The sequence below is a fragment of the Pseudomonas sp. MDV22-iso1 genome (assembly GCF_058145095.1).
On sequence record NZ_JBYVMF010000034.1, the window covers coordinates 11,846 to 38,700 of the forward strand.

At 57.5% G+C, this 26,855-nt stretch carries 28 protein-coding genes; 15 read left to right on the forward strand and 13 right to left on the reverse strand.

The window, feature by feature from the left end; all coding sequences use genetic code 11:
* Positions 1-92: 92 nt before the first annotated feature.
* Entirely contained in the window at positions 93-1,376 is a 1,284-nt protein-coding gene (locus AC3ZVB_RS26380; RefSeq protein WP_162439432.1) for a sensor histidine kinase, read from the reverse strand.
* Complete coding sequence (gene colR, locus AC3ZVB_RS26385) at positions 1,366-2,049, reverse strand: two-component system response regulator ColR (protein ID WP_162439431.1); 684 nt, start codon at positions 2,047-2,049, stop codon at positions 1,366-1,368. The genes AC3ZVB_RS26380 and colR overlap by 11 nt, the downstream gene beginning before the upstream one ends.
* Before the next feature lie 230 nt (positions 2,050-2,279).
* Between colR and AC3ZVB_RS26390 the strand changes: the two genes are divergently transcribed.
* Positions 2,280-3,023, forward strand: coding sequence for a phosphatase PAP2 family protein (locus tag AC3ZVB_RS26390; RefSeq protein WP_490148185.1), 744 nt, complete (start codon positions 2,280-2,282; stop codon positions 3,021-3,023).
* A 185-nt stretch (positions 3,024-3,208) separates the two neighbouring features.
* On the opposite strand, the gene groL is transcribed toward AC3ZVB_RS26390, so the two are convergent.
* From groL to AC3ZVB_RS26410, 4 genes are all read right to left on the reverse strand, one after another.
* Entirely contained in the window at positions 3,209-4,852 is a 1,644-nt protein-coding gene (gene groL, locus AC3ZVB_RS26395) for a chaperonin GroEL (protein WP_162439429.1), read from the reverse strand.
* Between the two features lie 49 nt (positions 4,853-4,901).
* Complete coding sequence (locus AC3ZVB_RS26400; protein WP_054045166.1) at positions 4,902-5,195, reverse strand: co-chaperone GroES; 294 nt, start codon at positions 5,193-5,195, stop codon at positions 4,902-4,904.
* 246 nt (positions 5,196-5,441) lie between these two features.
* Complete coding sequence (locus AC3ZVB_RS26405) at positions 5,442-5,918, reverse strand: FxsA family protein (RefSeq protein WP_162439428.1); 477 nt, start codon at positions 5,916-5,918, stop codon at positions 5,442-5,444.
* A 66-nt stretch (positions 5,919-5,984) separates the two neighbouring features.
* Entirely contained in the window at positions 5,985-6,716 is a 732-nt protein-coding gene (locus AC3ZVB_RS26410; protein ID WP_490148186.1) for a HugZ family pyridoxamine 5'-phosphate oxidase, read from the reverse strand.
* Positions 6,717-6,880: 164 nt separating this feature from the next.
* On the opposite strand from AC3ZVB_RS26410, the gene AC3ZVB_RS26415 reads away from it, so the two are divergent.
* On the forward strand, positions 6,881-7,639 hold the full coding sequence (locus tag AC3ZVB_RS26415; RefSeq protein ID WP_194692619.1) for an SDR family oxidoreductase: 759 nt from the start codon (positions 6,881-6,883) through the stop codon (positions 7,637-7,639).
* Between the two features lie 158 nt (positions 7,640-7,797).
* Here the strand turns inward: AC3ZVB_RS26415 and apbC are convergent, their stop codons facing one another.
* On the reverse strand, positions 7,798-8,892 hold the full coding sequence (apbC, locus tag AC3ZVB_RS26420) for an iron-sulfur cluster carrier protein ApbC (protein ID WP_162439425.1): 1,095 nt from the start codon (positions 8,890-8,892) through the stop codon (positions 7,798-7,800).
* Between the two features lie 389 nt (positions 8,893-9,281).
* On the opposite strand from apbC, the gene metG reads away from it, so the two are divergent.
* The 8 genes from metG to AC3ZVB_RS26460 all read left to right on the forward strand — a co-directional run bounded on the left by metG (position 9,282) and on the right by AC3ZVB_RS26460 (position 16,068).
* A complete protein-coding gene (metG, locus tag AC3ZVB_RS26425) occupies positions 9,282-11,333 on the forward strand; it encodes a methionine--tRNA ligase (protein ID WP_490148187.1) in 2,052 nt (683 codons plus the stop codon).
* Positions 11,334-11,452: 119 nt separating this feature from the next.
* Positions 11,453-12,022, forward strand: coding sequence for an Rnf-Nqr domain containing protein (locus tag AC3ZVB_RS26430; RefSeq protein ID WP_490148188.1), 570 nt, complete (start codon positions 11,453-11,455; stop codon positions 12,020-12,022).
* Complete coding sequence (gene rsxB / locus AC3ZVB_RS26435; protein ID WP_194692623.1) at positions 12,019-13,029, forward strand: electron transport complex subunit RsxB; 1,011 nt, start codon at positions 12,019-12,021, stop codon at positions 13,027-13,029. The genes AC3ZVB_RS26430 and rsxB overlap by 4 nt, the downstream gene beginning before the upstream one ends.
* On the forward strand, positions 13,016-14,008 hold the full coding sequence (locus tag AC3ZVB_RS26440) for an RnfABCDGE type electron transport complex subunit D (RefSeq protein WP_490148189.1): 993 nt from the start codon (positions 13,016-13,018) through the stop codon (positions 14,006-14,008). Before rsxB ends, AC3ZVB_RS26440 begins: the two co-directional genes overlap by 14 nt.
* Positions 14,005-14,616, forward strand: a complete 612-nt coding sequence (locus AC3ZVB_RS26445; RefSeq protein ID WP_194692625.1) for an RnfABCDGE type electron transport complex subunit G — start codon at positions 14,005-14,007, stop codon at positions 14,614-14,616. Before AC3ZVB_RS26440 ends, AC3ZVB_RS26445 begins: the two co-directional genes overlap by 4 nt.
* The gene (locus AC3ZVB_RS26450) at positions 14,609-15,118 is read left to right on the forward strand and encodes an Rnf-Nqr domain containing protein (protein WP_162439419.1); all 510 of its coding nucleotides are present in this window, start codon (positions 14,609-14,611) and stop codon (positions 15,116-15,118) included. The genes AC3ZVB_RS26445 and AC3ZVB_RS26450 overlap by 8 nt, the downstream gene beginning before the upstream one ends.
* A gap of 25 nt (positions 15,119-15,143) precedes the next feature.
* Positions 15,144-15,782, forward strand: coding sequence for an endonuclease III (nth, locus tag AC3ZVB_RS26455; RefSeq protein ID WP_162439418.1), 639 nt, complete (start codon positions 15,144-15,146; stop codon positions 15,780-15,782).
* Positions 15,783-15,888: 106 nt separating this feature from the next.
* A complete protein-coding gene (locus AC3ZVB_RS26460) occupies positions 15,889-16,068 on the forward strand; it encodes a PA3496 family putative envelope integrity protein (RefSeq protein ID WP_162439417.1) in 180 nt (59 codons plus the stop codon).
* Positions 16,069-16,134: 66 nt separating this feature from the next.
* On the opposite strand, the gene AC3ZVB_RS26465 is transcribed toward AC3ZVB_RS26460, so the two are convergent.
* On the reverse strand, positions 16,135-16,761 hold the full coding sequence (locus tag AC3ZVB_RS26465; RefSeq protein WP_162439416.1) for a response regulator transcription factor: 627 nt from the start codon (positions 16,759-16,761) through the stop codon (positions 16,135-16,137).
* Positions 16,762-17,236: 475 nt separating this feature from the next.
* Between AC3ZVB_RS26465 and AC3ZVB_RS26470 the strand changes: the two genes are divergently transcribed.
* The gene (locus tag AC3ZVB_RS26470) at positions 17,237-17,857 is read left to right on the forward strand and encodes a hypothetical protein (RefSeq protein ID WP_490148190.1); all 621 of its coding nucleotides are present in this window, start codon (positions 17,237-17,239) and stop codon (positions 17,855-17,857) included.
* Between the two features lie 153 nt (positions 17,858-18,010).
* On the opposite strand, the gene AC3ZVB_RS26475 is transcribed toward AC3ZVB_RS26470, so the two are convergent.
* Positions 18,011-19,228, reverse strand: a complete 1,218-nt coding sequence (locus tag AC3ZVB_RS26475; protein ID WP_008155574.1) for an argininosuccinate synthase — start codon at positions 19,226-19,228, stop codon at positions 18,011-18,013.
* Positions 19,229-19,357: 129 nt separating this feature from the next.
* Positions 19,358-20,278 carry a flagellar protein MotY gene (locus AC3ZVB_RS26480; RefSeq protein ID WP_490148191.1) on the reverse strand — a complete coding sequence of 307 codons (921 nt, stop codon included), beginning with the start codon at positions 20,276-20,278 and terminating at the stop codon, positions 19,358-19,360.
* A 159-nt stretch (positions 20,279-20,437) separates the two neighbouring features.
* Here AC3ZVB_RS26480 and pyrC point away from each other — a divergent pair, with 159 nt between their 5' ends.
* Together pyrC and rnt are read left to right on the forward strand one after the other, a co-directional pair.
* Complete coding sequence (gene pyrC / locus AC3ZVB_RS26485) at positions 20,438-21,484, forward strand: dihydroorotase (RefSeq protein ID WP_490148192.1); 1,047 nt, start codon at positions 20,438-20,440, stop codon at positions 21,482-21,484.
* On the forward strand, positions 21,481-22,158 hold the full coding sequence (rnt, locus tag AC3ZVB_RS26490) for a ribonuclease T (protein ID WP_162439412.1): 678 nt from the start codon (positions 21,481-21,483) through the stop codon (positions 22,156-22,158). Before pyrC ends, rnt begins: the two co-directional genes overlap by 4 nt.
* Positions 22,159-22,231: 73 nt before the next feature.
* On the opposite strand, the gene AC3ZVB_RS26495 is transcribed toward rnt, so the two are convergent.
* Positions 22,232-22,834: a peroxiredoxin gene (locus AC3ZVB_RS26495; protein ID WP_064679479.1), complete on the reverse strand. Its 603-nt coding sequence runs from the start codon at positions 22,832-22,834 to the stop codon at positions 22,232-22,234.
* A 302-nt stretch (positions 22,835-23,136) separates the two neighbouring features.
* Between AC3ZVB_RS26495 and AC3ZVB_RS26500 the strand changes: the two genes are divergently transcribed.
* Together AC3ZVB_RS26500 and bfr are read left to right on the forward strand one after the other, a co-directional pair.
* Positions 23,137-23,355, forward strand: coding sequence for a bacterioferritin-associated ferredoxin (locus AC3ZVB_RS26500; RefSeq protein ID WP_008057530.1), 219 nt, complete (start codon positions 23,137-23,139; stop codon positions 23,353-23,355).
* A 199-nt stretch (positions 23,356-23,554) separates the two neighbouring features.
* The gene (gene bfr, locus AC3ZVB_RS26505) at positions 23,555-24,028 is read left to right on the forward strand and encodes a bacterioferritin (RefSeq protein WP_017340571.1); all 474 of its coding nucleotides are present in this window, start codon (positions 23,555-23,557) and stop codon (positions 24,026-24,028) included.
* A gap of 199 nt (positions 24,029-24,227) precedes the next feature.
* On the opposite strand, the gene grxD is transcribed toward bfr, so the two are convergent.
* Together grxD and AC3ZVB_RS26515 are read right to left on the reverse strand one after the other, a co-directional pair.
* Entirely contained in the window at positions 24,228-24,569 is a 342-nt protein-coding gene (grxD, locus tag AC3ZVB_RS26510; protein WP_194692629.1) for a Grx4 family monothiol glutaredoxin, read from the reverse strand.
* 97 nt (positions 24,570-24,666) lie between these two features.
* Positions 24,667-26,775, reverse strand: coding sequence for a molybdopterin oxidoreductase family protein (locus AC3ZVB_RS26515; RefSeq protein WP_490148193.1), 2,109 nt, complete (start codon positions 26,773-26,775; stop codon positions 24,667-24,669).
* Between the last annotated feature and the right edge of the window lie 80 nt (positions 26,776-26,855).

A 26,855-nucleotide genomic window follows, 5' to 3' on the forward strand; every position in this document is an offset into this window, starting at 1 on the left:
TTTGTGAAAGATTTGTCATGTAAATCGGGGAAGTATTTCTAAATTTTACAGAATCGAGTAATAGCCATGGGCCGCTACCCATTGAACACTTTTCAGCGCAGGCCCGAGGGACGAAGTTGGACCTCGAAACGACAGCCATTGGGTTCCATGGTCGTCAAGCTGACGACCCATCCCTGGTTTTCACAGATACGTTGCACCAACGAAAGCCCCAGCCCCAAACCTTCCCCGCGTTTCTCGGTCCCGCGCACGAAAGGCTCGAACATCGCTTCGCGCTTTTCCTCGGGAATCCCGACACCACTGTCTTCTACCAGGAAACCGGTGGGTGTCAGGGTCAAGCGGATAAATCCGTACTCGGTGTAGTGCAGTGCGTTACGCAGAAGGTTACCCATGACCGCGTGCAATAGCGTGGCGTTGTAGCAGGTGTCCGCGGGGTTACCCGGTTCAAAGATCAGCTTCAAACCTTTCGCCTCTATGGGCTCGCGCCATAGATTGAGCAACCCGTCGGCCACTTCGCCAAGGTTTTGCTGAAGCGTCTGGCTGGCGTCTTCGCGTTGCGCACGCGCCAGCATCAGGAAGGTTTGCACCAGCTCTCGCATTTCCTCGCAGGCGCGAGCGATTCGCTCGACCTGGGCGTGACCGCGCTGATCGAGGCCAGGGTTTTCCAGCAACAACTCGCAGGAACTGGCCAGTACCATCAACGGCGTGCGCAGTTCATGACTGACATCACTGGTGAACAGGCGCTCCCGGGTCAATGCCTGGCGCAGTCGTCCCAGCGTAGCGTCGAAGGCCACGGCCAATTCGCCCACTTCATCGGCGGCGTAGTCAGGTGCCAGTGGCGGAGCCAGGCCCAGCAGTTGATCGCGATGACGTACCTGGCGAGCCAGTCGCACGACAGGAGCCATGACTCTGCGCGCCAGCACCCAGCCCAGAAATACTGCCAACGCAAGACTCAGTACAAAACCCACCAGCACGACGGCAAACAGCACCCGTTCACGCTCTTCGAAATCACTTTGATCCTGCATCAGCACGTAACGTCGGCCATCGACGACTTCAACCATTGCGTGATACGACAGCTGTTCGCGAAACACTTCGTGAAAACCAGGCTCCAGATGCCGCAAATCCTTGGGCAAGTCGAAGTCGCCAGGCCCACCGCTGAAATAAAACAGCTGGTCCGGCTCCGGTCGATGGCTCCAGTCCGAGACACTGTCCATCAGCAGCAGGCGCTGTAGATCGCCGCCCAATCCTGCCGAGATCAGTTTTTCTTCCACCAGGTGCACCGTCGCCACAATGCCCATGGCGAAAGCGCCCGCAACCAACGCGCTCATCAGCGCAAAAGCAATGATGATCCGTTGAGCAAGGCTCTGTTTAAACTCCATCTCGACCCTCGGCCAAGCGATAACCGACACCGTGAACGGTCTGCAGCAACGGTTTGGCGAACGGTTTGTCGATCACCTGGCGCAACTGGTGGACATGGCTTCGCAGGCTGTCACTGTCCGGGCAGTCATCGCCCCACAGCGCTTCTTCGAGAATCTCCCGGCGCAGGACGTGCGGGCTTTTCTGCATCAACACGGCCAACAACTTCAGGCCGACCGGGTTGAGTTTCAGCAAGCGACCTTCGCGGGTGACTTCCAGGGTATCGAGATCATAGGCCAGGTCCCCGACCTGCAACGTACGCCGACCGCCACCTTGAGCACGGCGCATCACCGCTTCGATTCTTGCGGCCAATTCAGACAGGGCGAAGGGCTTGATCAGGTAGTCATCGGCACCGGACTTGAAGCCCTGCAGGCGGTCGTCCAGTTGATCGCGAGCGGTGAGCATGATCACCGGGGTGTCGCGGCGGGCATCTTCGCGCAAGCGTTTACACAGGGTGTAGCCGTCGATACCGGGCAACATGATGTCGAGCACGATCAGGTCATAGTGCTCGGTGGCCGCCAGGTGCAGGCCTGACAAACCGTCTTGCGCGCAATCCACGGTGTAGCCTTTGAGCCCCAGGTAATCCGCCAGATTGGCCAGGATATCGCGGTTGTCTTCAACCAATAGAATTCGCATGGGTAACCCCTCCGTACACAGTGACGGCCGTCTTGGCCCGCGCAGCTTAAGGCCAAGTCAGGCTCAGGGCTAGGACTGTGTGCAGATGTAAATTGGCCATGCAAGCCTGTTCGAGCCTTGACGACTTTTTCACTATCGATTCACACGTAGACGACAGAGTCCGGTTCAAACTCCGCGCGGCTGCGCTTTCTGAACACTTCACAGAACACTTCACAGAACAAGGAATTGCCATGGTGCCCACCTCTGCCCGCCCCACCTCGCGCCCTCTCAATTTCTGGGTGTGCCTTGGGGTTCCTGCTGTCGCGGCAATTGTTCTGCTGCTGCTCGAACTGACTGACCTGGACATGGCCCTGGCCAACCTGTTCTATGACCCGGCCGCCGGTGCTTTCGTCGGACGACACAGTTACTTCCTGGAAAACATCCTGCACGACCGCGCGAAACAGGTGGTCATTGCTTTCTCGGTGCTGGCCATCTTCGGCTTCATCGGTTCTTTTTTCATGGAAAAGCTCAAACCGTTCAAGCGGGAGCTGGGATGCCTGGTGCTGTCGCTGGCGCTTGCGACGTCTTTTGTCACGCCGGTCAAGGCGGTGACCGCGGTTCAGTGCCCATGGAGCCTGGAGCAATTCGGTGGTCATGAGACCTACAGCGAATTGTTGAGCCCGCGCCCGGCCACCGATAAACCTGGACGTTGCTGGCCGGGTGGTCATGCGGCGACGGGTTTCACGTTGTTTGCGCTGTTCTTTGTGCTGCGTGATCGTCGACCCAAGCTGGCGCGCAAGGCGTTTGTCTTTGCGTTTGCGCTGGGGTCGGTGTTCTCGGTGAGCCGAATGATGCAGGGCGCGCACTTCTTTTCGCACAATGTGTGGACGGCGATTTTTTGCTGGCTGATTTGTCTGGGGGCGTATTACTACGTTCTGTATCGGCCGGCTTCCAAGGCTGAACGCGCGACCAAAGCACAACCCATCAGTGCCTGATCCTGCGTCATCGCGGGCAAGCCCGCTCCCACAGGGTGATGCTGATCCTGTGGGAGCGTGGCTTGCCCGCGATGGCCGCGACTCGGTCTCCTCGGCAGATCAGATTGAGGGCATTAAAAAACCCCGCCTGCTTTCGCAGGCGGGGCATTTTTATAGGGTTAAGCTAGTACAAGGGTAAGGCTGGCTTACATCATGCCGCCCATGCCACCCATACCGCCCATGTCTGGCATACCGCCGCCAGCTGGGCCGTCTTCCTTGATCTCGGCGATCATGGCTTCGGTGGTGATCATCAGGCTGGCGATGGAAGCCGCTGCCTGAAGAGCCGAACGAGTCACTTTAGCCGGGTCCAGGATACCCATTTCGATCATGTCGCCGTATTCGCCGGTAGCAGCGTTGTAACCGTAGTTACCCGAACCCTGCTTGACCTTGTCGACAACTACGCTTGGCTCGTCGCCGGAGTTGGCAACGATCTGGCGCAGTGGCGCTTCAACAGCGCGACGCAGCAACTGAATACCAACGTCCTGATCAGCGTTGTCGCCTTTCAGTTCGGAGATTGCCTGCAGAGCGCGAACCAGTGCCACGCCACCGCCAGGTACCACGCCTTCTTCAACGGCTGCACGGGTAGCGTGCAGGGCGTCTTCAACGCGGGCTTTCTTCTCTTTCATTTCAACTTCGGAACCAGCGCCAACCTTGATCACTGCAACGCCGCCGGACAGCTTGGCCAGACGCTCTTGCAGTTTTTCACGGTCGTAGTCGGAAGAAGTATCAGCCACTTGCTGACGGATCTGCAGAACGCGAGCCTGGATGTCAGCCTCAACGCCGGCACCGTCGATCACGGTGGTGTTTTCTTTCGACAGGATGACGCGCTTGGCATTACCCAGGTGTTCCAGGGTAGTGCTTTCCAGGCTCAGACCGATCTCTTCGGAGATAACGGTACCGCCAGTCAGGACAGCGATGTCCTGCAGCATTGCCTTGCGACGGTCGCCGAAGCCTGGAGCCTTGACGGCTGCGACTTTAACGATGCCACGCATGTTGTTCACAACCAGAGTCGCCAGGGCTTCGCCTTCAACGTCTTCAGCCACGATCAGCAGTGGACGGCCGGCTTTTGCAACGGCTTCCAGTACTGGCAACATTTCGCGGATGTTCGAGATCTTTTTGTCGACCAGCAGGATCAGCGGACCGTCGAGTTCGGCAGTCATGGTCTCTGGCTTGTTGACGAAGTACGGGGACAGGTAGCCACGGTCGAACTGCATGCCTTCAACAACCGACAGTTCGTTTTCCAGGCCCGAGCCTTCTTCAACGGTGATCACGCCTTCTTTACCGACTTTTTCCATGGCTTCGGCAATGATGTCGCCGATGGAGCTGTCGGAGTTGGCCGAGATGGTGCCGACCTGAGCGATTGCCTTGGTGTCAGCGCAAGGCTTGGACAGGGCTTTGAGCTCTTTGACGATAGCGATGGTCGCTTTGTCGATGCCGCGTTTCAGGTCCATCGGGTTCATGCCGGCAGCGACGGCTTTCAGGCCTTCGTTGACGATCGACTGAGCCAGAACGGTAGCGGTGGTGGTGCCGTCGCCTGCGTCATCGTTGGCACGGGAGGCAACGTCTTTGACCAGCTGCGCGCCCATGTTTTCGAAGCGATCTTTCAGCTCGATTTCTTTGGCAACGGAAACGCCGTCCTTGGTGATGGTCGGAGCGCCGAAGCTCTTCTCGATGATCACGTTACGGCCTTTAGGGCCCAGGGTCGCTTTTACTGCGTCAGCCAGGACGTTGACACCGGCGAGCATTTTCTTGCGGGCGGAATCGCCGAATTTAACTTCTTTAGCAGCCATGATCGATATTCCTTAAATACTTTGTAGTAGCGGGAAAATGAGCGGGGAATCAGCCTTCGATAACAGCGAGAATCTCGTTCTCAGCCATTACCAGCAGGTCTTCGCCGTCGACTTTCACAGTGTTGCTGCCGGAGTACGGACCGAACACAACCTTGTCACCCACTTTAACGGCCAGTGCGCGCACTTCACCGTTTTCCAGCACGCGGCCGGTACCGACAGCGAGGATCTCGCCGCTGTTGGCTTTTTCAGCAGCCGAACCTGGCAGGACGATACCGCCAGCGGTTTTCTTTTCTTCTTCGCTGCGACGGATGACGACGCGGTCATGCAGAGGACGAAGCTTCATTGTCGATCTCTCCTAATTGTGGTTTTCATCGGCCGGTGTAGTCCCGGCGGGTTTAACAAATCCGGCGGTGCCGGGTGCGGCTCGACAAGCGAGACGCGGAAGTCTGTCTGGCGTGAATGCCAGAAACCTTGCGGTGACCGTTACATAAGGGCGCATAAGCTTATTACAAGAGCGGGGATCGAAAATTTTTTACCTTGATACCCCGAAAACGAACACGGCACCCGAAGGTGCCGTGCAGTGAAGCGGTTACTTGGGATCGCGGTGTTCGAACTCGCCTTCAATCACGTTCGGCTCGCGGCCCAGAGGCTCGCGGGGGGCCGGGCCGCCACGGGATTGCAGGTCATCGGCGAACGCACGCTGCCGGATGGCCTGCTCTTCGGCACGCCGGCGCATTTTATTGGCCAGCAGCCGACGGGAGATCGGCAACAGCATGATCAAGCCCAGCACATCGGTGACGAAACCCGGCAGGATCAACAGGCCACCAGCCAATGCCAGCATCAGCCCTTCGAGCATGGTCTGGGCCGGCAGCTCGCCACGGTTCAGGCTTTCACGAGCGCGCAGCGCAGTGGCCAGACCGGCGATACGCAGCACGAATACACCGAGCATCGAGCCGAGAATGACCAGCAGGAGGGCCGGGAAAAACCCGATCGCTCCGCTGACCTTGACGAATACGAACAGCTCCAACACCGGAAACAGTACAAAGAGCAATAAAAAAGGGCGCATCAAATGGTTCCTCAACGCAAGAATGCCTTGCCAGTGTTCCCTAGATGACGTCGCCGTTTCGTGAATTCAAGCGTCGGCCACTTCATTTTTTGGCCAATGCTCGGCGTGAGCCAGAAAAACCAAGGCTTCGCGCACTTGTGTCGGCGTATTACATGGGGCTTGGAACGGCAGCCAGTAGAGCGTCTGACCGATGCGCAAGTGCATGCCTTCAGTATCGATACCGGCCAACAGCGCCGGCTCGGTCTTGGGCAAGCCCGCCAGTTCTACATAGTGAGCAATGGCCTTGGTGTGATCGGCGTTCATGTGCTCGACCATGCTGACTTCAGCCTTGCCGGCGAACGGGTTCGCCAGGGTCAGATGATCAACCCAGTGAATCGCACCGAAACCGCCGATGTAGCGATGGCGTACGGGTTTGAGCACCCAGAAATCAAAATCGTGAGCCTGGTGATAGTTCCGGGAATCCGGGAAATAGCGATAGTAGCGCTCGGCTGCCGCGTCTATCGCGGTAGCGTCCTCAAGCTTCTCGGCTTCGGCCAGGTAGGTCAGTCGACCCACGGCTTGCACGTCTTCGGCTCCGCGCTCGCCTACAAACAAGGAGCATTTCGGGTCTTTCTGCAGGTTATGCGTGTGCTGGGCAATTCGACTGATCAGGATCAGCGGCCGGCCTTGCTCATCCAAACAGTACGGAACGACAGATCCGAAAGGAAAACCCGGCATGGCCTTGGAGTGGGTCGACAAGACTCCACGGTATTCCTTGAGAAGCAATTCTCGGGCATTCTTGGCCGCTTCAACGCTCAATTTATGACTCCTTATATAGAATCCGTCGAAAAAACGGACAGGCGCCTGGTGATAGTTCCAGCACGCCATCGGGGCAGTTCTCATGTGCAGCCGGGTGTTATCAGGTGCAGATCGAGAGGCCTTCTAGAAATAAGACCACTGCGACCTACTACCGGGGCATGCGAATGCAACTCACTGACAAAGTAATCATTATCACGGGCGGTTGCCAGGGTTTAGGCCGTTCCATGGCCGAGTATTTCGCCGGCAAAGGCGCGAAACTCGCGCTGGTGGACCTGAACCAGGAAAAGCTCGATGACGCCGTCGCCGCGTGCAAGGCCAAGGGCGTCGAAGCCCGCGCCTACCTGTGCAATGTGGCCAATGAAGAGCAGGTTACGCACATGGTCGCTCAGGTGGCTGAAGACTTCGGCGCGATCCATGGCCTGATCAACAACGCCGGGATCCTGCGTGATGGTTTGCTGATCAAGGTGAAAGACGGCGAAATGACCAAGATGACCCTGGCCCAATGGCAGGCCGTGATCGACGTCAACCTGACCGGCGTGTTCCTGTGCACCCGCGAAGTGGCGGCCAAAATGGTCGAGCTCAAAAACAGCGGTGCGATCATCAATATTTCGTCGATCTCCCGCGCAGGCAATGTCGGTCAGACCAACTATTCCGCCGCCAAGGCCGGTGTCGCGGCGGCGACCGTGACCTGGGCCAAGGAACTGGCACGCTACGGCATTCGTGTGGCGGGGATTGCGCCGGGCTTTATCGAAACCGAAATGACCTTGGGCATGAAGCCTGAGGCCTTGGAGAAGATGACGGCGGGGATTCCGTTGAAGCGCATGGGCAAGCCGGAAGAGATCGCCCATTCGGCTGCTTACATCTTCGAGAACGACTACTACACCGGTCGGATTCTGGAGATGGATGGCGGGTTGCGTATTTAAAGCCACCGCAAAACCAATGTGGGAGCTACCTGTGGCGAGGGGATTCATCCCCGTTGGACTGCGAAGCAGGCCCCAGTTTTTTGGGGCGGCTGCGCCGCCCAACGGGGATGAATCCCCTCGCCACAGGTAGCTCCCACAGTTAATTGTGTTTCAGGTCATCAATCGTCGCTGATGGTGATGTTCGGCATCGCCGGCGATACCGCTTCCTGCAACACGATCCGCGCGCCGACATGGCGAGCGAGCTCCTGGTAAACCATTGCGATAGGGCTGTCCGGCTCGGCGATTACCGTCGGTTTGCCGCCATCGGCCTGTTCGCGGATCGCCATCGCCAGTGGCAACGACGCCAGCAACTCGACGCCGTACTGGCTGGCCAGTTTCACACCGCCGCCCTCGCCGAACAGATGCTCGGCATGTCCGCAATTGGAGCAGATGTGCACGGCCATGTTTTCCACGACACCCAGCACCGGAATGTTGACCTTGCGGAACATCTCGACGCCTTTGCGTGCGTCGAGCAGCGCCAGGTCTTGCGGTGTAGTGACGATGACGGCACCGGCCACCGGGACCTTCTGCGCGAGGGTCAGCTGGATATCACCGGTGCCTGGCGGCATGTCGATGACCAGATAATCCAGGTCGCCCCATGCGGTCTGGGTGACCAGTTGCAACAGCGCACCGGAGACCATCGGGCCGCGCCAGACCATCGGCGTGTTGTCGTCAGTCAGGAACGCCATGGACATCACTTCGACACCATGGGATTCGATCGGCACAAACCACTTCTGGTCCTTGACCTTTGGTCGGGTGCCTTCAGGGATGCCAAACATGATGCCTTGGCTCGGACCATAGATGTCCGCGTCGAGAATCCCGACCTTGGCGCCTTCGCGGGCCAGGGCCAGGGCCAGGTTTGCAGCGGTGGTGGATTTCCCCACGCCGCCCTTGCCGGAAGCCACGGCCACTACGTTCTTGACGTTGGCCAGGCCCGGGATCTGTGCCTGAGCCTTGTGCGCAGCGATGACACTGGTGATGTCGACACGGGCGCTTGTCACGCCCTCCAGGCCTTCGATGGCCATTTGCAGCATCTGCGCCCAGCCACTTTTGAACAGGCCGGCGGCATACCCCAGCTCCAGCTGGACGCTGACACGATCGCCCTGGACGTCGATGCTGCGCACGCACCCGGCGCTGACCGGGTCCTGGTTCAAATAAGGGTCGGTGTATTGGCGAAGGACGGCTTCCACCGCTGCGCGATTGACGGCGCTCATGGGCAACTCCGATAGCAAGACTGGAAAATCAGGCGGGTATCGTACCTGTTCTGAGCAATGGACGGCATGCCAGACAAACATTTGCAGTGGACATGCTCCTGTGGCGAGGGAGCTTGCTTGTGGCGAGGGGATTTATCCCCGTTCGACTGCGCAGCAGTCGTCAATCCAGCGCACTCAGTTTATTAGACGTACCGTAATGGCTGATTCATGGGCCGGCTTCGCCACCCAACGGGGATAAATCCCCTCGCCACAAAAAAGACCCCTGCACCGCACTCATCCGAAACAACAATTTTTTCGGTCAGGGCATTTGGAAACAGGCACACGGGGTGAAAAATATGCGCCGGCGCTTTATAGTGGCCGACCTCCGTTTCATCAAGTAGCCGAGCCCCATGTCCGAGCCACGCAAGATCCTCGTCACCAGCGCCCTGCCCTATGCCAATGGTTCGATCCATCTTGGCCACATGCTGGAATATATCCAGACCGATATGTGGGTGCGCTTCCAGAAGCACCGCGGCAACCAATGCATCTATGTCTGCGCCGACGACGCCCACGGTTCGGCCATCATGCTGCGCGCGGAAAAGGAAGGCATCACCCCGGAACAACTGATCGCCAACGTCCAGGCTGAACACAGCGCCGACTTTGCCGAGTTCCTGGTGGACTTCGATAATTTCCACTCCACTCACGCCGAAGAAAACCGTGAGCTGTCGAGTCAGATCTACCTGAAGCTGCGTGACGCCGGTCACATCGCCCAGCGCTCGATCACCCAGTACTTCGACCCGGAAAAGAAAATGTTCCTGGCCGACCGGTTCATCAAGGGCACCTGCCCTAAATGCGGCACGGAAGACCAGTACGGCGACAACTGCGAAAAATGTGGTGCGACCTACGCCCCCACCGACCTGAAAGATCCGAAGTCGGCGATCTCCGGCGCCACTCCGGTGCTGAAGGATTCCCAGCACTTCTTCTTCAAGCTGCCGGACTTCCAGGAAATGCTGCAAGCCTGGACCCGCAGTGGCACCCTGCAAGACGCCGTTGCCAACAAGATCGCCGAATGGCTGGATGCCGGCCTGCAACAGTGGGACATCTCCCGCGATGCGCCGTACTCTGGCTTCGAGATTCCGGACGAGCCCGGCAAATATTTCTACGTCTGGCTGGACGCGCCGATTGGCTACATGGCGAGCTTCAAGAATCTTTGCGCCCGTCGCCCGGACCTGGATTTCGACGCGTTCTGGGCCAAGGACTCGACCGCCGAGCTGTATCACTTCATCGGCAAGGACATCGTCAACTTCCACGCCCTGTTCTGGCCAGCCATGCTCGAAGGCGCGGGTTTGCGCAAGCCGACCGGCATCAACGTGCACGGCTACCTGACGGTCAATGGTCAGAAAATGTCCAAGTCCCGAGGCACCTTCATCAAGGCCCGGACCTACCTGGATCACCTGTCGCCGGAATACCTGCGCTACTACTACGCGGCCAAGCTGGGCCGTGGCGTCGACGACCTGGACCTGAACCTCGAAGACTTCGTGCAGAAGGTCAACTCCGACCTGGTCGGTAAAGTCGTCAACATCGCCAGCCGTTGTGCCGGTTTCATCAATAAAGGCAATGCCGGTGTGCTGGTCGACACCAACGCCGCGCCCGAGCTGACCGATGCGTTCCTGGCCGCAGCGCCAAGCATTGCCGACGCCTATGAAGCCCGCGACTTTGCCCGGGCCATGCGCGAAATCATGGGCCTGGCCGACCGCGCCAACGCCTGGATCGCCGACAAGGCTCCGTGGTCGTTGAACAAACAGGAAGGCAAGCAGGAAGAAGTCCAGGCCATCTGCGCCACCGGCATCAACCTGTTCCGCCAGTTGGTGATTTTCCTCAAGCCTGTGCTGCCACTGCTGGCCGCTGACGCCGAGGCGTTCCTGAACGTCGCGCCGCTGACCTGGAACGACCACGCGACCTTGCTCGGCAACCATCAGCTGAACGAGTTCAAGCCGCTGATGACCCGAATCGATCCGGTCAAGGTGCAAGCCATGACCGACGCTTCGAAAGAAGACCTGACGGCCAGCCAGACCGACACCGGCAACGCTGCGCCCGTTGCCGATGGCGAACTGGCCAAGGATCCGCTGTCGCCGGAAATCGATTTCGATGCCTTTGCCGCAGTCGACCTGCGTGTTGCCCTGATCGTAAAAGCCGAACACGTGGAAGGTGCCGACAAGCTGCTGCGCCTGACCCTGGACATCGGTGGGGAGCAACGTAACGTGTTCTCCGGGATCAAGAGTGCTTACCCGGACCCGTCCAAGCTCGACGGTCGCCTGACCATGATGATCGCCAACCTCAAGCCGCGCAAAATGAAGTTCGGCATCTCTGAGGGCATGGTGATGGCCGCCGGTCCTGGCGGTGAAGAAATTTACCTGCTCAGCCCGGACAGCGGCGCCAAGCCAGGTCAGCGCATCAAGTAAGTTTGCGCTACAACCCTATCCCACAGTCGTGCCCGGCGCGCCTGTGGGATTTTCATGTCTGGCCCATACTATTGTTGGAGCTATTGCGCAGCGCATAAAAACGCTTCAGGCAAACGATCATGACCGAGACGCTTCTGACACTCATCAGCGCTGCCCTGATCAACAACTTCGTGTTGCACTGGCCGTTGGGCGTCGATCCACTGCTCGGCGCCCAGCGCCAACAGGTCCATGCACTGGGCATCGCAACGACCAGCCTGATGCTGGTGGTCGGCGTGCTCGGTTATACGCTCTATCAGGGGGTGTTGGTGCCGTTGGAGCTGGCATCGTTGAGTCTGTTCGTGTTCCTGTCGCTAAACGTCCTGTTGATAACTCCGCTGCTGACGTTGTTGACGCGACGGCTGCCACAGCTTTCCTTCCAGGGACTTTGGCCACTGGTGCTAGGCAACGCCGGACTCTTGGGGTTAATGCTGATCAACGTTCAGGACGACAAGGGCTTTTTCCACGCTACGGCGCTGAGCCTGGGTGCCGGGTTGGGGTTCTGGCTGGTGCTGAGCCTGTTCAGCGATTTGCGCCAACGCACGCTCGATAACGATGTCCCCCTGCCCTTTCGCGGCCTGCCGATCGAACTGATCAGCGCCGGCCTGATTGCAGTGGCTTTTCTCGGATTTACCGGACTGATCAAAACATGAGTCTGATTCAACGCATCGACGCCCTCTTGCCGCAGACCCAATGCGGTAAATGCGGTCATCCCGGATGCAAACCCTACGCCGAAGGCATTGCCGGCGGAGAGTCGATCAACAAATGCCCTCCCGGCGGCAGTGAAACCATCGCGGCCCTGGCCAACCTGTTGAAAGTACCGGTGCTGGAACTGGATACCAGCCGCGGTTCAGCGCCGGCGCAAATTGCTTATATTCGGGAAGCCGAGTGCATCGGTTGCACCAAGTGCATTCAGGCCTGCCCGGTGGATGCGATCGTCGGCGCGGCGAAACTGATGCACACGGTCATCATCGACGAATGCACCGGTTGCGATCTGTGCGTAGCACCTTGCCCGGTGGATTGCATCGAAATGCGTCCGCTGCCGCTGGCGACGGTTGTACCGATTGTCGGCGGGCTGGCCGTCAGCCTTGAAGAACAACGCTCGCGAGCCGTTAAGCGCAATCACGCACGGCGTCGCTTCGAGCAGCGCAATGCCCGTTTGCATCGTGAAGAAGAACAGAAACTGGCCGAGCGTCAGGCCCGTGCGCATCGAACCGCGCCACAGCCCAGCGCCTCGACGCTCGATCCGGTGCAGGCCGCACTGGAACGCGTTCGGGCACAAAAGGCTGCCAACGCCGACGCGGCTCTGAAAAAAGCCAAGATCGATCTGGCCATGAGCCGCGCGCAGTTGAATAAATCACTCAAGGCGTTTGGGCACCCTCCCACCTTCGACCAGCAGTCGCAGTTGATCATCCTGCAGCAGCAATTCGAGGCGGCCGAACAGGCATTGGCAACACTGGAAGACGGTGCAGCGGCCCTGCCGACGCCGGCTCCCCCGGCGAAAAATGCTGAGCTGAATCGGGCAAAAATCCAGTTGGCCATGCGTCGCGCCGAGCTAAAGAAGGCGCAATCCAGCGAATTGCCGCCGGAGCAGATCGAGGCATTGGAACGTGCGCTGAACGAAGCCGAGCGCCTGGTGGACAGTTATGCCACCCCTTGAATCGGTCGACGAGCGTCTGCAGCAGGCCATGAAGCTGGTGTTGCTGGCGACCGTGCCAGGCATGCTGACGATGTTTTGGCTGTATGGCTGGGGTGTATTGATCAATCTCATTCTCGCCGCTGTCTCCGCGCTGGCCGTTGAAGCGGTGCTGCTGCAACTGCGCAAGCGCCCGATTTCGGCGTACGCGTGGGACGGTAGCGCGCTGGTCACCGCGACGTTACTGGCGTTGGCGTTGCCGCCTTATTGCCCTTGGTGGTTGACCGTCAGTGCCGCGAGCTTTTCGATGGTGCTCGGCAAGCACCTGTACGGCGGAGTCGGCAGCAATCCGTTTAACCCGGCCATGCTCGGTTTCGCCTTGGTGATGGTGAGCTTTCCTCAACCGATGACCCATTGGCCATCGTCCCACGGTATGGACCTGATGGGCGGTTTGCAGCAGGTCTTCGGCTTCAGCTCCGGCCCGCCACCGGATGCCTGGGTTCAAGCCACCGCACTGGACAGCCTGCGCATCAACAAAAGCCTGACCATGGACGAACTGTTCGCGGGCAACCCTGCGTTCGGTCACTTTGGCGGGCGTGGCGTGGAATGGGTCAACCTGGCGTTCCTCGCGGGTGGCGTTTTTCTGCTGCAACGGCGGGTGTTCAGCTGGCATGCGCCTGTCGGCATGCTGGCAAGCCTGTTCGTCATCAGCCTGGTGTGCTGGAACGGATCGGGCTCCGACTCCAACGGGGCTCCGCTGTTTCACCTGCTCACCGGCGCGACCATGCTGGGCGCTTTCTTCATTGCCACCGAGCCGGTGTCCGGCCCCAAAAGCCCCGGCGCCCGCTTGATGTTCGGTGCGGGTGTGGGACTGTTGACGTACCTGATCCGCACATGGGGCGGTTATCCCGATGGTGTGGCGTTTGCCGTTCTATTGATGAACCTCTGCGTACCGGCGCTGGAGCGACTGGTCACATCGAGACAGGAAAGGATTACGCCGTGAACCGTGCAACGAGTGGTGTGATCCTGGTGTTGATTGCAGGTCTGGGCATGGCTGCGACGTACTTCGCGCAGCATGTCAGCGCCCCGGGGATCGCCGCGCAACAACGCCTGATCGACAGTCGCAACCTGCTGGACATGCTTTCGCCTGACAGCTACGACAATCAACCGCTGGAACTGCCGCTCACACTCACCGACCGCACATTGGCCAACAGCACGCTGCTGGCTGGCTATCGCGCGACCAAAGCCGGTCAACCGAGCGCCGTATTGCTGCGCAGCCAGACTACCGGTTACGCAGGTACTCTCGAGCTGCTGATCGCCATCGACGTCAATGGCATGTTGCTGGGCGTCAAAACGCTCAAGCAATCCGAAACCTCCGGGCTGGGTGCGCGAATCGCCGAATGGCCGAATGGTTGGCTTCAGGTGTTTTCCGGCCTGTCTCTGGCTGAAACCGGCAACAATGGCTGGGCGCTGAAAAAGGATCAGGGGCAATTCGATCAGATAGCGGGGGCGACCATCACCTCCCGCGCTGCGATCAATGCGATCCATGATGCGTTGCGTTATTTCGATGAACATCGACAAGCGTTGATCGGGGTTAACAGCCATGAGTAAGACATCGTCACTGCGGAACTCGCTGATGCTCGCGCCATTGATCGGTGCTACGGGCTCGTGGATGACTGCTCTGGGCGTGTGGCTGATGTTTATGGTGGTGACCCTGGCCTTCGGCCTGAGCATGAATGCCGTGAGATCCCGTTTGATGCCTGCGACCCATTTGATGACGGGGGTATTACTGGCGGCGACGCTGACCGGTTGCGCGGAATTTGCCGCACGGGCCTGGTCACTGCAATGGCACCAACACCTCGGAATCTACTCCGGATTGATAGCTCTGCAGTGCGTCATTCTGGACCACTCCGGTTTTTTCCAGAGTGCCTGGCGTGATCGCCTTCGATTGTGCGTCCTGTTCGGCGCATTGATGGTCGGCCTCGGACTGCTGCGTGAACTACTCGGCACAAGCGGGTTGCGGCTGGCCACCCTGGCACCCGGCGGCTTTATCCTGCTCGGATTGCTGATCGCCGCCTGGCAGGCTTGGGCCCGACCGACCTCATCACACTGACCTCCTTCGGGGAAACGTACTGTCCATGAATGCAGCAAAACGGCTGGAAATTTTTCGCAGGCTTCACGAAGACAACCCGGAACCGAAAACTGAACTGGCCTACTCCTCGCCGTTCGAACTGCTGATCGCAGTGATTCTCTCGGCGCAGTCAACCGACGTGGGCGTCAACAAGGCCACCGCCAAACTCTACCCGGTGGCGAATACCCCAGCAGCCATTCATGCGTTGGGTGTCGAGGGGCTGTCGGAGTACATCAAGACCATCGGCCTGTTCAACAGCAAAGCGAAAAATGTGATCGAGACCTGTCGCTTGCTCGTGGAACGTCACGGCGGCGAAGTGCCGCAGACTCGCGAGGAGTTGGAAGCGCTACCAGGGGTGGGTCGCAAGACGGCGAATGTCGTGCTCAATACCGCGTTCCGTCAGCTGACCATGGCCGTAGACACTCATATTTTCCGGGTCAGCAACCGCACCGGCATTGCGCCTGGCAAGAATGTGGTCGAGGTGGAAAACAAACTGATGAAGTTCGTGCCCAAGCAATATTTGCTCGATTCTCACCATTGGCTGATCCTCCATGGCCGCTATGTCTGCCTGGCCCGCAAGCCTCGCTGCGGGAGCTGTCGCATCGAAGATTTGTGCGAATACAAGCACAAGACTTCGGACGATTGAGCCGCTATTGGTTTTATTGATACATCGATTGAAAAAATCTTTTTTACCCGCAGGGAGATTATCGCTATAAGAGGCGCCAACGGCAGTCTTAGCCTGGAGTTAACCTATGAGCACTGGCAAAGAGCAATTGGACGTAGAAGAAGACTTCACAGCCGTTGAAGCCGAAGACGCTGAACCGGTAGTGGAAGTGGCAAAGACCAACCTCAGCAAGCGCCGTACCATCGACAATATGCTGGAGGAGCGCCGACTGCAGAAGCAATTGGCCGATTACGATTTTGACCTATGACACCTAAAAGCCTCCCGAAACGGAGGCTTTTTAACAGGTGCGAAACCTTGATGAACGCGAGATCAATCACACCAGACCATTGCGTTGTGCCAGCTCAATCAGGTCAACCAGTGAGCGAGCATTAAGCTTCAATAGCAGCCGGGTCTTGTACGTGCTGACCGTTTTATTGCTGAGAAACATTCCATCGGCAATCTCCTTGTTGGTTTTACCTCGAGCCAACTGTTGCAATACCATCATTTCTCGTCCGGACAAGCGATCCACCATGTCCGCTTCACTGGCATTTCCCAAACTGGAACGCACGGTGTGCAAGGCCTGGTTCGGAAAGTAGCTGTAACCTGACAATACGGCCTTTATTGCACTAAGCAGCTCAGTAAGATCCTGCTGTTTGCAAACATATCCTGCGGCGCCAGACTGCATGCAACGCATTGAAAAATGCCCCGGAGCCTGCGACGTTAAAATCAGGACTTTGATCGGCATTGCTGTCGATACCAGGCGCGCGATAACTTCAAGTCCGTCCAACTTTGGTATATGGATATCCAGAATGACAATATCCGGCATATGGTCACGAGCCAGCTGCAATGCATCCACGCCATTATCGGTTTCGGCAACGACCTCGTAGCCATGACGCTCCATCAGCATACGTACCGCAAGACGAATGACGGGGTGATCATCCACGATCAGCACTTTATTCATGGGCAAGTCCAATTTCGCTGTTCGAATTTTTAGAACCAGCACAATAGCCTAGTCGTTTCGCCCATGGCATGGCATGCCCCCCGCTCGCCTGCACCGAGAGACGCTTCCTACAAATTTTAAAGATTTATCCTACAAAAAAACCTTCTGAACAGCCCCTCTGAAGTATAAATAGTCTCCTAATATTTCGTTTTTTTATAGTTTTTGTATCTATTCACAACAACAAACATGCTAACAAAAACGCGAGCTGCCAATGCAATATTGACCTCACAATAGATTACGATAAAGAAGCCGGAGTTCCTGGATAATCATATCTCATACTAAAATTACCGCACCCCGCAAATCACCCCATTCGACACCACCCAACTACTATAAAAAAACCAATCCATTCTAAAATCAAAGCGCCAGTTGATTCACTGCACCGTTCTAAAAAACCATTAACCCATCGAGAAAAAGATAAAACAAATGAGAAAAAATTATGGACAAACTCAAACAGCGAATAACCAACCCCATGACAGTTATCGCCATATTCGCAACACTGTCTGAAACATCAGCGGCTATCTCTCTGCCCTTTCTCGACGATTCGGAACGAGAGATTTATGTCTGGTTTCTAATCAGTTTCCCTTTTTATTTACTGCTGCTTTTCTTCGCCACGCTAAATTTCAACTACCGCTCACTCTATGCGCCTGCCGACTTTGAAAAGAGCAAACATTTCCTGAAAGTCATGGGCAACGAGCGCTCGCAAACGCGCGAAGCCAAAGCGCCAAGCGAGGCAGGTTTGCACATACTCCAACCGATGGAGCATTACATTCGTTTTCCCAAGCGTCTCAAGGATCTCTATATCGTCGACGTGAGGGGGGTCAGTAAAAAAGCTGTCATCAACGCTTCAGTGGAGAACATTCAGGACGAACCGGGAAAACCAGCCCGTGCAATCGTATTCATCACGTGTGCGGATTCGGAGGTTTTGCTGAAAGCGAGTGCGCTCGATAATTTCAAGCACGTAAAAAAAAGCAGCACGTTCTGCGCTTCTTTCAATTTGAGCTCAAATGACCTGACGATCATGGAACAAAACTGTCCCTTGGCTCATGGCAACCAATAGCCTTGAGACACAACCAGAGAGATAAAACGGGAAGGAATTGGAAAGCGCACGAGAAAACGCAGCGCATTCAAATGGAACATTTCTTTTTTCGACTGTGTGGCCTTGTCGATGACAAGGCCACACATCACTGCGCGGGGTGAACGCTCAAAGGGCTCAGAAAAGCTTCCGGCCCTTGTTCGCGGCAATGCGCATGCGCAACGCATTGAGCTTGATAAAGCCCGCCGCGTCCGCCTGGTTGTAGGCACCGCCGTCTTCTTCGAAGGTCGCAATGTTGGCATCGAACAACGATTCGTCGGACTTGCGACCTGTAACAATCACATTACCTTTGTACAGCTTCAGACGCACAACACCGTTCACGTGTGCCTGGGAGGCATCGATCATCTGTTGCAGCATCAGGCGCTCCGGGCTCCACCAGTAACCGGTGTAGATCAGGCTCGCGTACTTTGGCATCAGCTCGTCTTTGAGGTGAGCCACTTCACGGTCCAGCGTGATCGATTCGATCGCACGGTGAGCGCGCAGCATGATGGTGCCGCCCGGGGTTTCGTAGCAGCCACGGGACTTCATGCCCACGTAACGGTTTTCCACGATATCCAGACGGCCGATACCGTGCTCGCCACCGATTTTGTTCAGGGTCGCCAGAACGGTGGCCGGGGTCATCTCGACGCCGTCCAGTGCAACGATGTCGCCATTGCGGTAGGTCAGTTCCAGGTACTGAGCCTTGTCAGGAGCCTTCTCCGGGGAGACGGTCCACTTCCACATGTCTTCTTCGTGCTCGGTCCAGGTGTCTTCCAGCACGCCGCCTTCATAGGAGATGTGCAGCAGGTTGGCGTCCATCGAGTACGGGGATTTCTTCTTGCCGTGACGCTCGATCGGAATATTGTGCTTCTCGGCATAATCCATCAGCTTCTCGCGGGACAGCAGGTCCCACTCACGCCAAGGGGCAATCACTTTCACACCTGGTTTCAAGGCGTAAGCGCCCAGTTCGAAACGAACCTGGTCGTTACCCTTGCCGGTAGCACCATGGGAGATAGCGTCAGCGCCGGTTTCGTTGGCGATTTCGATCAGGCGTTTGGCAATCAACGGACGAGCGATGGAAGTACCCAACAGGTACTCGCCTTCGTAAACGGTGTTGGCGCGGAACATCGGGAAAACGAAATCACGCACGAACTCTTCGCGCAAATCGTCGATGTAGATCTCTTTGACGCCCATGGCCTGAGCCTTTGCGCGTGCAGGTTCGACCTCTTCGCCCTGACCCAGGTCAGCGGTGAACGTCACCACTTCACAGTTATAAGTATCCTGCAGCCACTTGAGGATCACCGAAGTGTCCAGGCCGCCGGAATACGCCAGAACGACCTTGTTTACGTCCGCCATGCCATCACTCCACGGGGTTCTACGGAAAGCCGTCGAGTCTACCGGTCATGCGCAATAATTTACAGAGGCGCGACAGCTTATGACGACGAAGCGACAGATTCTGTCGAGAGCGCGACGATGACCGGCAAGTCAGGATGTTGCCGACGTACTGCCGGGTGCAGTGATTTGGGGAGCGACTTGCGGCGTGGCCTTCTCCGTGGGCGCCACCCTTTCGAGGCGCACGGCAACCCGGCGATTCTTCGCGCGGTTAGCGGCACTGTTGTTAGGGGCCACAGGATAACGTTCGCCATGAAAGCGCATCGTGATCTGCGATTCCTGAACGCCATTGGCCTTGAAGAACTCCATGACCGCCAGGGCACGACGTCGCGAGAGGTCACGGTTGGTGAGGCGATTGCCACTGTTGTCGGAGTGACCGTCCAGTTCGATGTGATTGACCGTCGGATCAGCCTTCATGAACTCCAGCATCACCTGCAACTGGGCCTTGGCTCGCGCGTCCAGGTCCAGGCCTTCGCCGGAAAAACCTATCTGGGACTGCCGGATCTGTTCAAAATTCTTTGGCAGCAGCTTTGCCACACAGCTCTGGTATTCATTGAACGCCTGGCTGAACCTGACCGGAAGCAGTCGCACTTCCGATACCCGGCCATCGCCTGATGAATGCCGGATTACCGGGCTTCGGCCGTCCAGCAAGCCGCTGATCAAACGCCCGGCCTGTACCTGCGAAGTGTCAAACAGAACGTTGCCACTCCCGATGCGCACAGACCCCAGGTTGATGTCGCCACGGCCCGGCTGCCAGGGCGCGGCGGCAGCCAGCAAGGTCGCCGAACCGCCGCCAATCATGGCGTTGAAGGCCGTCAGACGAAAAGTCGCCTGTTCTCCAGCACGGCGGACGAATCCACCAGCGCCGAAGTCGGTAATCGGTTGAGTCAGACGACATTCGAACTTGTCCCCTTCGACCGTCCACTCGATGCTCTCCAGGCGCGTCTGGAAAGTGAGCGCCATGGCAGGAACGCTGGCAAACACACTGAGCAAGGCTAAATAACGCTGGCGCACGGGAGGCTCCACTGGCTTCTACAACAAAAAGACCGACACAGACTTGTTTACGGCATACCTGTTGGATATCGGAAGCTTGCGGCAAAACTTGATAGCGAGTGCCTGGAAGAGTCTTTTCCGGTAGCATTCCCCTCAGTTTGACCCGCCTGGAATCCCCTCATGTCCGACCGCCTGACCCTGCTGCGTCCCGACGACTGGCATATTCATCTTCGCGATGGTGCCGTGTTGACCAATACCGTCGCGGATGTCGCGCGCACCTTTGGTCGCGCCATCATCATGCCCAACCTGGTTCCTCCGGTACGCAACGCTGCTGAAGCCGATGGCTATCGCCAGCGAATTCTGGCCGCACGTCCGGCCGGTAGCCGTTTCGAACCGCTGATGGTTCTCTACCTGACCGACCGCACCCAGCCCGAAGAAATTCGCGAGGCCAAGGCCAGCGGATTTGTTCACGCCGCCAAGCTGTACCCGGCCGGCGCGACCACCAACTCGGATTCTGGCGTCACCAGCATCGACAAGATTTTCCCTGCGATAGAGGCCATGGCCGAAGTCGGGATGCCCTTGCTGATTCACGGTGAAGTCACCCGCGGTGACGTCGACGTCTTTGACCGCGAGAAGATCTTCATCGACGAGCACATGCGTCGTGTGGTCGAGCGCTTCCCGACGCTCAAGGTAGTGTTTGAACACATCACTACCGCGGACGCCGTGCAGTTCGTCAACGAGGCCTCGGCCAACGTCGGCGCGACCATTACTGCTCATCACCTGCTGTACAACCGCAACCACATGCTGGTTGGCGGGATTCGCCCGCACTTCTACTGCCTGCCGATTCTCAAGCGCAATACCCACCAGGAAGCCCTGCTCGACGCCGCCACCAGCGGCAGCGAAAAGTTCTTCCTCGGCACTGATTCGGCGCCGCATGCCCAGCACGCGAAAGAAGCCGCTTGCGGCTGTGCAGGTTGCTACACCGCTTATGCAGCGATCGAGATGTACGCCGAAGCGTTCGAGCAACGCAACGCGCTGGACAAGCTCGAAGCCTTTGCCAGTCTGCACGGCCCGCGCTTCTACGGCCTGCCGGTCAATACCGATCGCATTACCCTGGTCCGTGATGAATGGACCGCCCCTACCAGCCTGCCATTTGGCGAGCTGACCGTTATCCCGCTGCGCGCCGGTGAAAAACTGCGCTGGCGCCTGCTGGAGGAACACGCGTGAGTGAAGACCATTTCGACGACGAACAGGACGGTCAAGGTGGCGGAGGTGGTTCGCGCCACCCAATGGCTGCTCGCTTCCGTGGATACCTGCCAGTTGTTGTCGACGTTGAAACCGGTGGTTTCAACTCTGCCACTGACGCCTTGCTGGAAATCGCTGCAACAACCATCGGCATGGACGAAAAGGGCTTTGTTTATCCCGACCACACCTACTTCTTCCGTGTAGAGCCTTTTGAAGGCGCGAACATTGAAGCGGCGGCGCTGGAATTTACCGGGATCAAACTCGATCATCCGCTGCGCATGGCTGTCAGCGAAGAAGCTGCACTGACCGATATTTTCCGTGGCATCCGCAAGGCGTTGAAAGCCAACGGTTGCAAACGGGCGATTCTGGTCGGTCACAACAGCTCTTTCGACCTGGGCTTTCTCAACGCTGCGGTAGCGCGTCTGGACATGAAACGTAACCCGTTTCATCCGTTCTCCAGCTTCGATACTGCAACGCTTGCAGGCCTGGCCTACGGTCAAACCGTGCTCGCCAAGGCCTGCCAGGCCGCTGACATCGATTTCGACGGTCGCGAGGCCCACTCGGCTCGCTACGACACCGAAAAGACAGCCGAGCTGTTCTGCGGCATCGTCAATCGCTGGAAGCAAATGGGTGGCTGGGAAGATTTCAACGACTGATTGCTGTTGCTGATTTATACGCCCACAAAAAAACCGGCCTCAGAGGCCGGTTTTTTTATGCCAGAAACGCGCCTTACAGGGCAGCAGCGTTTTCGGTCAGGTAAGCCGCGACGCCTTCGGTCGAAGCGGTCATGCCTTTGTCGCCTTTTTTCCAGTTGGCAGGGCAAACTTCGCCGTGCTCTTCGTGGAATTGCAGAGCGTCGACCAGACGGATCAGCTCTTCAATGTTACGGCCCAGCGGCAGGTCGTTGATGATCTGCGAGCGGACAACGCCTTTGTCGTCGATCAGGAACGCGCCACGGAAAGCCACGCCGCCTTCGGATTCAACGTCGTAAGCCTTGGCGATTTCGTGCTTCAGGTCGGCAGCCATGGTGTAACGAACTTCGCCGATACCACCGTTGTTCACCGGGGTGTTGCGCCAGGCGTTGTGGGTGAAGTGCGAGTCGATCGACACGGCGATCACTTCAACGTTGCGTGCCTTGAAGTCAGACATGCGGTTGTCCAGAGCGATCAGCTCGGACGGGCAAACGAAGGTGAAGTCCAGCGGGTAGAAGAACACCAGGCCGTATTTGCCTTTGATGGCCGACGACAGGGTAAAGCTGTCGACGATTTCGCCATTGCCGAGTACAGCCGGTACGGTGAAGTCAGGGGCTTGTTTGCCTACGAGTACGCTCATTGAATATCTCCTGGTGTAAAAACGTGAAGTTCCGGATTTGCGCCAGCCTGCCACCTTCAGGCGACAGCCCTGTGACACGAACCCGCTTCATAAGGACCGGCCATCATACACTGCGTTTTTGACCTGTCCCCAACGGATTTTTCGACACTGCCAGATTGCTTCTGCCTGAAAAAGGCTATAGCCAACCGTTCGTCAGGGATGCGCGTTTATAACGCGAAGCTTTCAGAAACCACTTTGACAATCATTCTCGTTAACATTAAGATCCATCGCAATTGAGTCACAACCAGCGACGGTTATCACTTATGTATGTCTGCCTCTGCACTGGCGTCACCGACGGACAAATTCGCGATGCAATCTATGAAGGTTGCTGCAGCTACAAGGAAGTCCGCCAGGCTACCGGCGTAGCCAGTCAATGCGGTAAATGCGCCTGCCTTGCCAAGGAAGTGGTGCGTGAAACCCTGACCAAATTGCAAACGGCCCAAGCCGCGATACCTTTCCCTGTAGAATTTACTGCCGCTTAAAACACCCTATTTAAAGAACCGGACTTGATGTCCGGTTTTTTTATGCCTGCAAATCAATCGCTTAGGCGCCAGACGCGGAACACAAACATTCTTATTCCGATTAATTTTCACTTAACTTTCAATAACTTAGGTTTGACACTCTTAATGACGCGGCTCAAACTCTGCCGTATAGACAGTTAATAAAGGGCAGGACCCCATCATGAAAGGCGACATTACAGTCATCCAGCATCTCAACAAGATCCTTGCCAATGAGCTGGTCGCGATCAATCAATATTTCCTGCATGCGCGCATGTACGAAGATTGGGGCCTGAACAAGCTCGGCAAGCACGAGTACCACGAATCCATCGACGAGATGAAGCACGCGGACAAGCTGATCAAGCGCATCCTGTTCCTTGAAGGCCTGCCGAACGTCCAGGACCTGGGTAAGCTGCAGATCGGCGAGCACACCCAGGAAATGCTTGAGTGCGACCTGCGTATCGAACGTACCGGTCACGCTGATCTGAAAGTAGCGATTGCTCACTGCGAAACCGTAGGTGACTTCGGTAGCCGTGAACTGCTCGAAGATATCCTTGAGTCTGAAGAAGAACATATCGACTGGCTGGAAACCCAACTCGGCCTGATCGATAAAGTGGGTCTTGAGAACTATCTGCAATCGCAGATGGGCGAAGAGTAATTAGCGCCCGCTAATCTCAAGACAACAAAAAAGCCCCGCTCTCTTTTACAGAGGCGGGGCTTTTTAATGACCCTATCCGGGACACTGACTCTACTGCGGGGGCAAAGCTTGCTCGCGATGCAGGCGCCGGGGTTTAACAAAAAACCGCGTTATCGTTCATCGCGAGCAAGCATTGCTCCTACAGGCAGCAAGCAGTTGATCAGGCTTCGGTCTTGTTCGCAGCAGCTGCTTCGACAGCAGCCTTGATAGTGCTCTGCAACGAACCGTCCGCAGCCATCTCGGTCATGATATCGCTACCGCCGACCAGCTCACCACCGACCCACAGTTGCGGGAAGGTTGGCCAGTTGGCGTATTTTGGCAGGTTGGCACGGATTTCCGGGTTCTGCAGGATGTCCACGTAGGCGAACTTTTCACCACATGCCATCACAGCCTGTGCAGCTTTTGCGGAGAAGCCACACTGGGGGGCATTCGGCGAGCCTTTCATGTAAAGCAGAATGGTGTTGTTAGCAATCTGCTCTTTAATCGTTTCGATGATATCCATGGAGCACCTCGGCTGAACTTTCCGACTCAGAGGTCGGCACGGTGGCGCATTGTAACGGAAACCCGAGCGCTATGCTCGGTCTCCCCGACAGACACGATCACGCCGCCGCCACGGTCACCGGCACCCCGTTGAGCGCCGCATTACCCGACAATTCGTCGAGCTGGCATTCATCAGTCAGGTCATTGGCACTGGAGCCTGGCTGACCACTGGCGATTGTCATCTGCACGCCCGGCCGCGCATGCCCCCACCCGTGGGGCAGGCTGACCACGCCTTTCATCATGTCCAGGCTGGCAACCACCTCCACTTCGATGACCCCAACCCGCGAACTGACACGCACGCGCTGACCGTCGTCAAGGCCGCGGCTGGCGAGATCCTCAGGGTGCATGAGCAGTTGATGACGCGGCTTGCCTTTCACCAGTCGGTGATAGTTGTGCATCCACGAGTTGTTGCTGCGCACGTGACGCCGGCCAATCATCAACAACTCATCGGGAGCAGGCGCCTGCAAGGCTGCAAAGCGTACCAGGTCCGAGAGAATCGCTGGAGGCGCGGCCTGAACACGCTGATTGGCAGTTTTCAAACGCGGCGCCAGGTTGGATTTCAGGGCACCCAGATCGATACCGTGAGGGTGATCGAACAAGGTCGCCAGCGACAACTTATGCGGCGACGCATCGCCATACGCCCCCATCCGCAAGCCCCGATCAATCATCTGGGCCGGCGCAATGGTCGGTTTCAGCTCCTTGCCGGTCTTGCTGGCAAAGGCCTTGGCCAACCCGACGAAGATTTCCCAATCGTGCAACGCACCTTCAGGCTTGGCGAGAATGGCGCGATTGAACCGACTGACATTGCGCACGGCGAACATGTTGAACGTTGTGTCGTAATGATCGTTTTCCAGGGCCGAGGTGGAGGGCAGGATCAGGTCGGCATAGCGTGTGGTTTCATTGATGTACAAGTCAATGCTGACCATGAACTCCAGCCCGTCCAGCGCCTGCTCCAATTGCCGGCCATTGGGCGTGGACAATACCGGATTGCCCGCCACCGTGATCAGCGCGCGTACCTGCCCTTCCCCTTCGGTGAGCATTTCTTCGGCCAAGGCCGACACCGGCAGCTCGCCAGCGTACTCCGGACGCCCGGACACACGGCTTTGCCACAGATTGAAATGCCCTCCCGACGTAGATGCCACCAGATCCACCGCCGGTTCGGTGCAGAGCGCACCACCGACCCGATCAAGATTACCGGTGACCAGATTGATCAATTGCACAAGCCAATGGCACAACGTGCCGAACGCCTGGGTCGACACGCCCATGCGTCCATAGCAAACAGCCGTAGGTGCCGCAGCAAAATCGCGAGCCAGCTGCCGGATCTGCTCGGCCGGCACCGCGCACAGCGGGCTCATGGCCTCGGCGGTGAACCGGCTGACCGCCTCACGCACTTCATCCAGACCGTCCACCGGCAGATGGCTTTCGCAGTCCAGCCCTTCGGCAAACAAGGTGTTGAGCAACCCGAACAACAACGCCGCATCGCCACCGGGACGCACGAACAGATGCTGATCGGCCATCGCCGCCGTTTCGCTGCGACGCGGATCGACCACCACCACTTTGCCGCCCCGTGCCTGAATAGCCTTCAGGCGTTTCTCCACATCCGGCACGGTCATGATGCTGCCATTGGACGCCAGCGGATTGCCGCCAAGGATCAACATGAAATCGGTGTGATCGATGTCCGGGATCGGCAACAGCAAGCCATGGCCGTACATCAAATGGCTGGTGAGGTGATGCGGTAACTGGTCCACCGACGTAGCCGAAAACCGGTTTCGGGTTTTCAACAGCCCGAGAAAGTAATTGCTATGGGTCATCAACCCGTAGTTGTGCACGCTGGGGTTGCCTTGATAGACCGCCACCGCATTCTGCCCGTGATGCGCCTGAATCGCCGCAAGGCGCTCGGCGATCAGGTTGAAGGCATCTTCCCACTCGATGGGCTGCCATTCGCTTCCCACGCGCTGCATCGGCTGATGCAGGCGGTCCGGGTCGTTCTGGATATCCTGCAAGGCAACTGCCTTGGGACAGATGTGACCGCGACTGAACGTGTCCTGCGCATCCCCCTTGATCGAGGTAATCTGCACGCCGGCGCCGTCAACGTCGGTGGTTTCGATGGTCAGGCCGCAAATGGCCTCACACAGGTGGCACGCACGGTGATGGAGAGTCTTGGTCATGGCCAGTCTCTGTTTTGTTCTGAGCGGGCAATATCGGCCGCGGGAACAAAACTATGGCGCCAGACCCGCAAGTGCGCCAG